Source organism: Mesorhizobium sp. M1217 (assembly GCF_040318275.1).
Lineage (GTDB): Bacteria > Pseudomonadota > Alphaproteobacteria > Rhizobiales > Rhizobiaceae > Mesorhizobium.
This window is the reverse complement of sequence record NZ_JAMYMA010000017.1, coordinates 136,255-146,768: the sequence shown is the minus strand read 5'-3', so window position 1 is coordinate 146,768 and position 10,514 is coordinate 136,255. Positions and strand designations below refer to the sequence as shown.

The 10,514-nt window shown below is 63.2% G+C and carries 13 protein-coding genes and 1 riboswitch; of the genes, 4 read left to right on the top strand and 9 right to left on the bottom strand.

The annotated features are described in order from the left end of the window. Positions 1 to 174: 174 nt before the first annotated feature. Genes cobO through NKH37_RS25795 form a run of 4 tightly spaced genes read right to left on the bottom strand, consistent with a single transcriptional unit; the run spans position 175 to position 2,285 of the window. Complete coding sequence (gene cobO / locus NKH37_RS25810) at positions 175 to 792, bottom strand: cob(I)yrinic acid a,c-diamide adenosyltransferase (protein ID WP_023720715.1); 618 nt, start codon at positions 790 to 792, stop codon at positions 175 to 177. Position 793: 1 nt separating this feature from the next. Continuing rightward, positions 794 to 1,315, bottom strand: a complete 522-nt coding sequence (cobU, locus tag NKH37_RS25805; protein WP_023720716.1) for a bifunctional adenosylcobinamide kinase/adenosylcobinamide-phosphate guanylyltransferase — start codon at positions 1,313 to 1,315, stop codon at positions 794 to 796. Beyond that, positions 1,308 to 2,090 carry a CbtA family protein gene (locus tag NKH37_RS25800; protein ID WP_023720717.1) on the bottom strand — a complete coding sequence of 261 codons (783 nt, stop codon included), beginning with the start codon at positions 2,088 to 2,090 and terminating at the stop codon, positions 1,308 to 1,310. Before NKH37_RS25800 ends, cobU begins: the two co-directional genes overlap by 8 nt. Before the next feature lie 15 nt (positions 2,091 to 2,105). Further along, entirely contained in the window at positions 2,106 to 2,285 is a 180-nt protein-coding gene (locus tag NKH37_RS25795) for a CbtB domain-containing protein (RefSeq protein ID WP_023720718.1), read from the bottom strand. A 36-nt stretch (positions 2,286 to 2,321) separates the two neighbouring features. Continuing rightward, a riboswitch (cobalamin riboswitch) is annotated at positions 2,322 to 2,517 on the bottom strand. 140 nt (positions 2,518 to 2,657) lie between these two features. On the opposite strand from NKH37_RS25795, the gene NKH37_RS25790 reads away from it, so the two are divergent. Continuing rightward, entirely contained in the window at positions 2,658 to 3,851 is a 1,194-nt protein-coding gene (locus NKH37_RS25790) for an aromatic ring-hydroxylating oxygenase subunit alpha (protein ID WP_353041689.1), read from the top strand. On the opposite strand, the gene NKH37_RS25785 is transcribed toward NKH37_RS25790, so the two are convergent. Beyond that, positions 3,830 to 5,029: an MFS transporter gene (locus tag NKH37_RS25785; protein WP_353007388.1), complete on the bottom strand. Its 1,200-nt coding sequence runs from the start codon at positions 5,027 to 5,029 to the stop codon at positions 3,830 to 3,832. The two genes, NKH37_RS25790 and NKH37_RS25785, sit on opposite strands and share 22 nt — an antisense overlap. 248 nt (positions 5,030 to 5,277) lie before the next feature. Between NKH37_RS25785 and NKH37_RS25780 the strand changes: the two genes are divergently transcribed. Both NKH37_RS25780 and NKH37_RS25775 read left to right on the top strand, forming a co-directional pair. Then, the gene (locus tag NKH37_RS25780; protein WP_352814640.1) at positions 5,278 to 6,276 is read left to right on the top strand and encodes a heparan-alpha-glucosaminide N-acetyltransferase; all 999 of its coding nucleotides are present in this window, start codon (positions 5,278 to 5,280) and stop codon (positions 6,274 to 6,276) included. Positions 6,277 to 6,292: 16 nt separating this feature from the next. Next, a complete protein-coding gene (locus NKH37_RS25775; protein ID WP_353041687.1) occupies positions 6,293 to 6,799 on the top strand; it encodes a methyltransferase family protein in 507 nt (168 codons plus the stop codon). A gap of 19 nt (positions 6,800 to 6,818) precedes the next feature. Here NKH37_RS25775 and NKH37_RS25770 read toward each other — a convergent pair whose 3' ends face one another. Next, a complete protein-coding gene (locus NKH37_RS25770) occupies positions 6,819 to 7,205 on the bottom strand; it encodes a MerR family transcriptional regulator (protein WP_023676566.1) in 387 nt (128 codons plus the stop codon). Between the two features lie 139 nt (positions 7,206 to 7,344). Then, a complete protein-coding gene (gene mgtE, locus NKH37_RS25765; protein WP_023720724.1) occupies positions 7,345 to 8,763 on the bottom strand; it encodes a magnesium transporter in 1,419 nt (472 codons plus the stop codon). Positions 8,764 to 9,039: 276 nt separating this feature from the next. Between mgtE and NKH37_RS25760 the strand changes: the two genes are divergently transcribed. Next, positions 9,040 to 9,261: a hypothetical protein gene (locus NKH37_RS25760; RefSeq protein WP_352814643.1), complete on the top strand. Its 222-nt coding sequence runs from the start codon at positions 9,040 to 9,042 to the stop codon at positions 9,259 to 9,261. A 197-nt stretch (positions 9,262 to 9,458) separates the two neighbouring features. On the opposite strand, the gene NKH37_RS25755 is transcribed toward NKH37_RS25760, so the two are convergent. Both NKH37_RS25755 and NKH37_RS25750 read right to left on the bottom strand, forming a co-directional pair. Continuing rightward, positions 9,459 to 9,941 carry an SRPBCC family protein gene (locus NKH37_RS25755; RefSeq protein WP_031194498.1) on the bottom strand — a complete coding sequence of 161 codons (483 nt, stop codon included), beginning with the start codon at positions 9,939 to 9,941 and terminating at the stop codon, positions 9,459 to 9,461. After that, positions 9,938 to 10,255, bottom strand: coding sequence for an ArsR/SmtB family transcription factor (locus tag NKH37_RS25750; protein ID WP_023720727.1), 318 nt, complete (start codon positions 10,253 to 10,255; stop codon positions 9,938 to 9,940). Before NKH37_RS25750 ends, NKH37_RS25755 begins: the two co-directional genes overlap by 4 nt. Positions 10,256 to 10,514 lie beyond the last annotated feature (259 nt).

Here is a 10,514-nt window from a genome sequence, read left to right as displayed (position 1 = left end):
CCGCCTGAAACCCCAAACAAGACGTCAAATCCCCCGCAAACAAGCGAACAACCGCCGCAACCCCGCCGCCGCAAGCTTTTGCTCATGACTGCGCAACAGGTCCACAAGGGGGGAGATCGGCAGCTTCGCCGGCGCCGCCTGCTCCGAAACGCCTTTCCCCGATCGCCAAACCCCTCAGAACTCTATCCCCTGCTGCGCCTTCACGCCGGCGGAGAAGTGGTGCTTGGTCACGCCCATCTCGGTGACCAGATCGGCCGCCTCGACTAGCGCCGGCTTGGCGTTGCGGCCGGTGACGACGACATGCAGGCCTTCGCGACGCGCCTTCAGCGCCGCGACCACCTTTTCGAGATCGAGGTAGTCGTAGCGCAGCGCGATGTTGAGTTCGTCGAGCACCACCAGGCTGATCGACGGCTCGGCCATCAGCTCGAGTGCCTTGGCCCAGGCGGCCTCGGCCGCCGCGATGTCGCGTTTCAGGTCCTGCGTCTCCCAGGTAAAGCCCTCGCCCATGGCGTGCCAGACGACGCGGTCGCCGAAGCAGGCAAAAGCATCCTTCTCGCCGGTGTGCCATTTGCCTTTGATGAACTGGACGACGCCGACGCGCTTGCCGTAGCCGAGCATTCTGAGCGCCAGCCCGAAGGCGGCCGTGGTCTTGCCCTTGCCCGGACCGGTGTTGACGATCAACAGCCCTTTCTCGACCGTCTTGGCTGCAACCTCGGCGTCCTGCACCGCCTTGCGCTTGGCCATCTTGGCGCGGTGGCGCTCCTCGTCCTTGGGGTCGATAGTATCAGCCATGTCATTTCACCCTGAGCGGCAGCCCCGCCACCATCAAAAGCACGGTGTCAGCGACGGCGGCAACGTCCTGGTTCAACCGGCCGGCCGCGTCGCGAAACCGTCTTGCCAGCGCATTCTCCGGCACGATGCCCTGGCCGACCTCGTTGGACACCACGAACCAGCGTCCACGCGGCCGCGACAGCACATCTGCCAGCCTTCGGCATTCGGCCTCGACATCATGTTCGGCCAGCATATGGTTGGTCAGCCACAGCGTCAGGCAATCGATCAGCACCGGCTGGCCGTCAGGCAGTGCCTCGATCGCGCCGGCAAGGTCGAGCGGCGCCTCGATGGTCGTCCAGCCGGCGCTGCGGCGCGAGCGGTGCAGCGCGATCCGTTCGCGCATCTCCTCGTCATAGGCTTGCGCCGTCGCGATATAGCTCCATGGCGCCGGACAGGCACTCACCAGCCTCTCGGCATGCACGCTCTTGCCGGAGCGCGCACCGCCGATGATCAGGGTCAGCGCCCCGGCAGCGCGGTCAGGCAAAGCTGTCGCGCAGGCTGGTCGCCGTGCCGGTGAAGCGGCCGCGCACCACGCCGACGACCGCGCCGAGCACCAGCCAGAACACCAGATTGGTCAGCGTCACCGCCACCACGAACTGATGATGCAGGCCTTCCGGGATTGTCGTCTCGAAGCTGTCGGGCTGCGGCGCGCCGACAATATGCGGCGCCACCATCAACGCCACCGCAAGGACCGCCAGCGGCAGCGATCTGCGGAAGGCGAGCAGGCCGAGACCGGCGGCGGTCGCCACCACCGTTGCCCACCACCAGATCTGGCGTTGGACAAGGTCGGCCGCCGGCATTGCCGGCAATTCCGGCGGCAGGCCGAGGCCCGGCGCCAGCGTGAACACGGCAAAGCCGGCAAGCCCCCAGAACAGGCCCTGGCGCCAATTGCCGATGCCGCCGGCGAACTCCGAAACCGCAACCAGGACCAACGCGAAGCCGATGCCGGTGACGATATTGGCAACGACGCTGAAGGCAAAACGTTCGAAACCGTCGGCCGGCGCCCAGCCTTCGTCCTCCGCCGGAGCCATTGCTTCAGCCGGTGCCGGCGCGGCGCTGCTTATAGCCATCGTGCCCCCGGCGTTTTCGACCGGTGCCGCAGGTGCCGCGGCATGGTCATGGCCGCCGCCGGCCTGTTCGTAGACTTCCGCCTTCAGGATCAGCGGCACCGTGGCATAGGCCTGCATGCAGGCGAGAACGACGCCGGCCACGAGCCCTGCGATCGCCGCGATGAACACGACGTTGCGAAACAGTGTCATGATGTCAGCCCCTTGTCAGTGGCAGGGAAAGCCCATCGAGTGGCGATAGTCGTGGGCGGCATTGTGGACCGCATCGATGTGCGAGAAGCCGACAAAGCCCATGACGAAAATGCCGAGGAATGCAGCAAGCGCCAGCTGCATGAAACGCGACTGCGAGGAGACGGAAGCGCCGAGCGAGACGGAAGCGGTATTCATGTCTTGTCCTTTCGCCCTCCACCCGAGGGCATAGAAGTCAGTTTCCTGTCGCCGGCAGGTCTCCTGGCTCGCGGATCAGCGCCCTTCCCCACCTTCCCGAAGAAAATCTTCAGTGGCATATGGAGAGGACTACCGCACACAGTTGCGGGGGCAGCCACGGCATTGGGCAAGAATTTCGCCCGCACCGCATTCCCTCTTGGTTCCAAACGGAACCGACGACATCAGCGACTATAGGCAGAATCGCCGCGCCCGGCAAACCAAATTCCGCCGGATCGTGTGGCGAATGCGCCGCCTCGCCAAGCTCGCCGGCCGGCGCCGCAATTGACAATTCTCACAGCCGGGTGTCGGCTGGCGGATGGGGAGGAAGCCGGCATGCAACCCAGCCCGAATGAGCGCGGTCCCTATAACGGCCTGACGCGGGCCGAGCCGACGCTGCCGTCATCGGCCTATTGGGACATCGCAGGCTATCAGCGCGATCTCGAGGCCATCTGGTATCGCAATTGGCTGCTGGTCTGCCGCGAGGCCGACCTTGCCCATCCGCTGGCTTTCAGGACGTTTCGCATAGGCACGCAGGAGGTCGTCGTGCTGCGCGACGAGACCGGCGAATTGCGCGCCTTTCACAACACCTGCCGGCATCGCGGCTCGCAGCTTTGCCAGCAGAGCGAAGGACGGCTGAAGGCGCGGCTCATCACCTGCCCCTACCACGCCTGGTCCTATTCGCTGCGCGGCGATCTGGTGCGCGTGCCATCGAAATCGCTGCCGGACGGTTTCGACAAGGCCGATCATCCGCTCTACCGCGTAGCACTGTCGGTGTGGAGCGGTTTCGTTTTCGTCAACCTCGCGGAAGACGCTGCCGGTTCGGCTGAAACATCCTTCGATCCGGCATCCGGCAACCTCGCCAACTGGCCGCTGGAAACGCTGCTGAGCGGCCATGTGCTGCGCAAGGTTATGAACTGCAACTGGAAGATATTTTGGGAGAACTTCAACGAGTGCCTGCACTGCCCTGGCGTCCACAAGGACCTGTCGCGGCTGGTGCCGATCTATGGCCGCGGCCTGATGGGCCGGCACGACGACCCCGAATGGGCGCGCCACGCCGACAATGACGCGCCGGAATTTGCCGGCGGCTTGCGGGCCGGGGCCGAAACCTGGTCGCGCGACGGGCGCGTCCACGGCTCGGTCTTTTCGAGCCTGACGCCGGCCGAGCGTGCTGCCGGGCAGACCTATGCCACCAACTTGCCGTCGATGTTCGTCGTCGGCCATGTCGACTATGTCAGGACCGTGCGGCTGGTGCCGCTTGGGCCGGAGCAGACCGAACTCACCGCCGAATGGCTTTTTTCGCCCGAAGCGCTCGCCGATCCGGCAGCGGATATCGACAACATCGTCGCCTTCGGCACCCAGGTGCTGGAGGAAGATGCTGATATCTGCGAGGTCAACCAGAAGGGCCTGCGCTCGATGCGCCACAAGGCCGGCGTGCTGATGCCCGAGGAATATGACTTGCACCGCTTCCACAACTGGGTGCTCGAGCGGCATGCGGCGCTTGAACATCAAAGCGATTTGGGCAGATAGCGCCAGGTGACGAAGCCGCAGACCGCCGCCAGCAGGCCGAGCGTCGCGAAAACCGCGCCCAGGCCGCAGAACGCCAGCACCACCGAATAGACCAGCGGCGGCGTCAGCTCGGAAAAGTCGAGATAGGTGCGGTAGACCGCCGCCATCTGCGCCCGCTCATACGAGCGCACCGAGCGCATGAACGCGGTCGAGCCCAGCGCATCGAGCGCTATGGTGAAGAAGGCACCGCAAAGCAGCAACGCGCCGGTGACGAGCGGCGCGGCCTCGCCGACGGCGCCGGCCGCCAGCAGCGTCGCCGACATGGCGAAATAGGCAAACGTCATGGTGCGCCGGCCGCCGAAACGCTTTCCCGCCCTGCCCCAGAAGATGGCCATGAACAAAAGCGCATTGCCGGCCGAAATCAAGAGGCCGCCGGCGAGCTTGCCCTCGCCGGTGATCACCATGAACAGCGGCCCATAGACAAAGAACGTCGTCCAGAAGCAGGAACGGCCGAAGGCGATCAGCCAGGCCAGCCTCAGCCTTGGCTGCGCGACGAAGCGGCCGATATTGGGCAGCGGATTGACCGGCCGCGTCTTGCCCGGGCGGATCGACGGGTTGTCGCCAAGCCGGTAGGTCCAGAACAGCGCCAGCAGGGCCATGGCGAAGACGGCCACCGCGCTATGCGCGGCATAGATGCCGAAACGCGTGTAGAGGAAAATGCCGAGCGTCGGCCCGGCGGTCCAGGCAAGCATCGACCACGCCATGCGCAGCGACTCGGCCTGCATGAAATCGGTCTTGCGGATATGGTCCATGATGTAGAGGTTGAGCGTGATCGCCAGCGCGCTGGCGCCGATGACGCGGCAGAGCATGCCGACCGTTTGGCCAGCAAGCGTATGAGTGACGAAGAACAGCGAGCCGACGGCCAGCAGGCAGGCACCGGCGGTATAGACCCAGCGCCGGGCAAAGCGCCGGATCAGCATCGGCATGAACAGCGTCGCCGAGAGGCCGAGCATTGCCACGACCGTGTAGAGGATCGAGACGATCTGCTCGTTGTGCAGGATCTCATAGGCCTGGATCGGGATGACGCTGGAGACGGTGGCGCGCGCGAACGATTCGACCGCATAAAGCGAGGCGAAGGTGCGTGCATCCGCCGGCCGCAAGGCCGCAAGCCAGATAGGATGGCGCACATGGGTAGCCATTGCTTTCCCCGAAGCAGAATCGCCCAAAGCAAGGGTTTGGAGCACAAATCTGCCGCGGCGATTCCTGGCCGGGTAACAGGAAACCGACGCCTTCACGGCAAAAAGCGAAGCCGGCCAAAGGCTTTCCGGCTCTGGCCTAAAGCGAGTTCTAATGCTGACCCGCGCCAACGCGACGCGAGGACTGCTTCTTTTGACGGTGGCAACCGTGATAGTCGTCTTGCCGGGGCTGAACCAAGACAGCGAGACCGATGAGCATCGCCACGCCGACCACCGCCGTTCAGGATCAACCGAAGGCGAAGCGCATCGCCGCCATCGACATCGCACGCGGCATCGCTTTGCTTGCCATGGCGAGCTATCATTTCACCTGGGATCTCGAATTTTTCGGCTACACCGATCCCGGCCTCACCGCCTTCGGCTGGTGGAAAATCTACGCGCGCTGCATCGCCTCGAGCTTCCTGTTCCTGGTCGGCGTCAGCCTCTATCTCGCCCATGGCAAGAAAATCCGCTGGACAGGCTTCTGGAAGCGCTTCGCCATGGTTGCCGGGGCGGCTCTCGCAATATCGCTGGTCACCCGAATCGCCACGCCCGACGGCTTCATTTTTTTCGGCATATTGCACGAGATCGCGCTCGCCAGCCTGCTCGGCCTGGCGTTCCTGCGGCTGCCGGCGCTGCTGACACTGCTTGTCGCGGCGTTTGTCATCGCGGCGCCCTTCTACCTCAGATCCGAGGCCTTCGATCATCCGGCTTTGTGGTGGGTCGGTCTATCGGCGACCAATCCGCACTCCAACGACTATGTTCCGCTACTGCCCTGGTTCGGCGCCGTGCTTGCCGGCATCGCGGTTACCAAACTCGCCGCCACCTCCGGCGTGCTGACCCGGCTGTCGGCCATGACGCCAGGCCGCTGGGCAAACCCGCTGGTCTTCATCGGCCGGCACAGCCTTGCCTTTTATCTGATCCATCAGCCGCTGCTGATCGGCTCGGTCTGGCTGTTTTCGCAATTCATGCCGGCGCGGGTCGAAAGCAGGGAGGTGAACTTTCTGAAATCCTGCCAAATATCCTGCGAGCAGGCGCGCGACACCGAGTTCTGCTCCAGCTATTGTGCCTGCATGCTGGACACTCTCCAGGGCGAAGCCTCGCTTGACCGGCTCTACAGCAACGACCAGTCCCCGGAGTGGAAGACGCATATTGGCGAGCTCGCCGGCACCTGCACCGCCCAAACCGAGACGGCGGAACCGAGAACGCGCTAATCGAGGGAGGACAACAATGACCGACAGTCACCCGAAACCCGTGCAGCAAAATCCTGGGCAGCCGAAGCTGGGGGACATCCCATGGCCGCCGCTGATCTATGTCGCCGCCATCATCGTCAGCGTCGCGCTAGGGTTTTTCTATCCACTGCCGTGGATCGGCGATCTTCTCGGCGACATCCTGTTCGCCGCCGGCCTTGTGGGGTTGGTGGCGGTCGCCGCGCTCTGGTTCACCGCGATCCGCACCATGATCCGCGCCAAAACGACGCTCAACCCCAACGGCGTGCCGGACCATCTGGTGACCACCGGACCCTTCGCCGTCAGCCGCAACCCGATCTACCTCGCCAACACATTGCTGCTGGTCAGCCTCGCCTTTGTCTCGGGGATCGCCTGGTTCCTGCCGCTGGCGGTCATCGCGGCGTTCCTGACGCAGAAGCTGACGATCGAGAGCGAGGAGAAGGTGCTGACGGCCAAATTCGGCAAGAAGTACCGGGACTACGCGAAAAGGGTGCGGCGCTGGATTTGAGCCGGGGCTGACACCGCGCTTACGTGGTGACGCCGAGTTCAACCAGCCGCTCGACGCAGGATTCCTCGGCCTGGTCGAGCTCGGCCAGGGTCTCCTCGAGGTCGCGGCGTTTCTGGCGAAGATCCTCGCGCTTTTCCTCGATGCGCTTGATCATCAGCTTGAGTTGGCCGACCTCGCCGGGCGGCTCCCTGTACATCTGGATGATTTCGCGGATCTCGTTGATCGAGAAGCCGAGCCTCTTGCCGCGCATGATCTGGCGGATGAGATGCCGGTCCGACGGACGGAACAGCCGGGTGCGGCCGCGCCTTACCGGCTGCACCAGCCCTTCGTCCTCGTAGAAGCGTAACGTCCGCGTCGACACGTCGAATTCGCGGGTCAGCTCCGTGATCGAATAATATTCCCGCATCGCCACTCCAATGCCCCGGCCACGCCGCGAGTTCCAACTGGCCGGCGCCGCCGGCATCCAGGCGCGTACCAGAATCGGCGGACAAGGCACCTTCCAAAGCCTCGCACGGCATTTACGTAAAAGTCAATTGAGGTGCCGTTCAGCCTACGCCGAACCACCATGTGGCAAGCCCGAGAAAGGCAAAGAAACCGACGACATCGGTGACCGTAGTGACGAAAACCGCCGAAGCCACAGCCGGATCGATCTTGAAGCGGTCGAGCAGCAGCGGGATCAGGATGCCCGCCAGAGCCGCCACGAACATGTTGATGATCATCGCTGCCGCGATGATGCCGCCGAGATTGCGATCGTGGAACCAGGCAGCCGCGACGATGCCGATCAGGATGGCGAAGATGATGCCGTTGATGAAGCCCACCCCGATTTCGCGGCGGATGATGCGGCCGGCATTGTAGATATCGAGGTCCCTCGTCGCCAGCGCCCGCACGGTGACGGTCATGGTCTGCGAGCCGGCATTGCCGCCCATGCCGGCGACGATCGGCATCAGCACCGCCAGCGCCACGATATGCTCGATGGTGCGGTCGAACAGGCCGATCACCGAAGCCGCGAGGAAGGCCGTCAAAAGGTTGACCAGCAGCCACGGCACACGCGAGCGCGAAGTCGAAAGGATGCTGTCCGAGAGTTCTTCGTCGCCGACGCCGCCCATGCGCAGCAGATCTTCCTCGGCCTCCTGCTGGATGACGTCGACGACGTCGTCGATGGTCAGCACGCCGACCAGCCGCTCGTTCTCGTCGACGACGGCGGCGGACAGAAGATCGTATTGTTCGAATTCGCGTGCCGCCTCCTCCTGGTCCATGGTGGCCGGGATGGCATGCCTGGTCTCATGCATGACTTCTTCGACCTTGACCGAGCGCTTGGTGCGCAGGATCTGGTCGAGGTCGATGGCGCCGAGCAGCTTAAAGCTCGGATCGATGACGAAGATCTGGCTGAAACGGTCGGGAAGGTTGTTGTCCTCGCGCATGTAGTCGATGGTCTGGCCGATCGTCCAGAATGGCGGCACCGCGACGAACTCCGTCTGCATGCGGCGGCCGGCGGTCTCTTCGGGATAGTCGAGCGAGCGCCGCAGCCTGATCCGCTCGGTGAACGGCAGTTGCGACAGGATCTCGTCCTGGTCCTCCTGGTCGAGGTCCTCGAGAATGTAGACGGCATCGTCGGAATCGAGCTCCTGCACGGCCTGGGCGATCTGCGCATTGGGCAGATTGTCGACGATGTCGCGCCTGATCGCCTCGTCGACCTCGGTCAGCGCGGAAAAATCGAAATCCTTGCCCAGCAATTCGACCAGGGCGCGACGCTGTTCCGGGTGCAGCGCCTCGAGCAGGTGGCCGAGTTCCGACTGGTGCAGATCGTCGACTTCGCGCTTCAGCGTCAGCGTATCGCGATCGGCGATCGCGGCACCGATCTGGGTGAGAAACGACGACAGGATGACGCCGTCCTCGTCATAGATGTCGGCGCGGCGCTCCTCAGCGGCCCTGGCGCCGGTCATGTGTTCGTCCTGGCCTTCCACCAGCGCCTCCCGCCATCGGATTTCCGGATAAGGTGCCTGTCAGGTCTAGACCATGATCCTGAAAAGTGGAAACCGGTTTTCCGAAAAGATCATGGTCAAACACAAAGATGGAGCGGCGGCGCGATTGGCTTGAGAATCGGCCTCTCCGTGCGCAACGGACGGATATCAGACGACCTTGCGAGCTGCCGGTTGCCCAAGATTGATAATTCAAGATTGATAATTAGAGGATTCTAATTTAGCATCTCTATAATTACCGGTAATAAAGGGAGGGTGTTTATGGGGAAGTATCTGTTTACCAGTCTTGCGCTGGTTTGTTCGGGAATACTTTTGAACCCGATTGCCGCCGATGCAAAGGCCTTCAAATCTTTTCAGGGCAAGGAATGCAAGCCTGACTACAAACGGCTTTGCCCAATGACACCGATCGGCAAATGCGACCTTCAGAGCATGATCGAGCAGTTGTCACCCGCCTGCAAGGCTTTCGTCGAGAAGCACCGGTAATCCAGCTCTGCCATCGCCGCCGACCAACTGCCGGGTAGTCCGCGACAACGCCAGGTGTGGTGTGCCCCGGTCGGGGAATCGGTCGCCCAACAACATTAGTCCCGGTGGTCGGGCAGAACGGCATATGCTGCACCGGGAATGAGGCGAGGCCGACGCTGCGACGGCCTCGCTGGATATCGGGCTTAGAGGCCTGCCGATCAGGCAGCGTAGCGTTTGGCCTCAGCCGCGTAGGCGCCAAGGACACCACTCCAGCCACGCTCCGATTCGAAGGCCTGGCGCGCTGCTTCTGCGGTCTCGCCCATGTTCTCCAGAAGCCGGTGCTCGAGTTCCACCCGCGTCGAATTCTCGCCGAGCGCGACAAAGCGGATGTCGACCTCGGTCAGCAATGCCGGATCGTAGCGCCAGTCGGCCCCGATACGCCAGGCGAGCGTCAGCCTCGACGGCGGATCCCAGGCGAGAACCTCGCCCCAATCGCATTCTGACCCATCCTCGCCGATCTCGTACCAGCGGCCGCCGGCTTTCGGTTCGATCACCGCGGTCGTCAGGGCGGATTTGCCGATTGAGTGCGAAGCCGGCCACCACCGTCCGAACCCTGTCGTGAACACATCGAATGCCTTGTCGAGCGGCACCTCCACGGTCACCGACTTCCTGACCGGTGCGGGCTTGATCATGGTCGTCATTTCCTCTTCTCCTTGCTGTTGTCGACTTCCCGTTTGAAGGCGTCGAGCGCATCGCCCCACATGCGATCGAGCCAGGCGCGCATCTCGCCGAGCCCATGCGGGTCGAGATGATAGATATTGCTGGCGCCCTTGGGCTCGGCACGGACCAGTCGGGCTTCCTTCAGCACTTTGAGGTGCTGCGATACCGCCGGCTGCGAGACCGGAAGCACCCGCGTCAGATCGATGACCGAGCGCGGCCGATCGGCGATGAGCTCGAACACCTTGCGGCGTGTCGGATCGGCCAAGGCCACCATTCCTGCGTAATCATAAACCATGACTTATGATAATCTAAAACTTATGATAGGTCAACCGAGGGAGTGGCGGGCCCGTGTTTAAGCACCGGCCGGTTCGACCCCGAGGCTCCGGGCAATTCCTTCGCGCGGGGCATGGACAGCAATGCGGATGCAAGATTGCTCAGGGAATCAATCCACCGCATGCGAGCCGGCAGGTGTCGACCACCGGGGAAAAGTAAACCTGACGGCAAGGTTTTTACCTTATCGGTGTATATGTCTCTCCGGCGAAACATTAAGAACG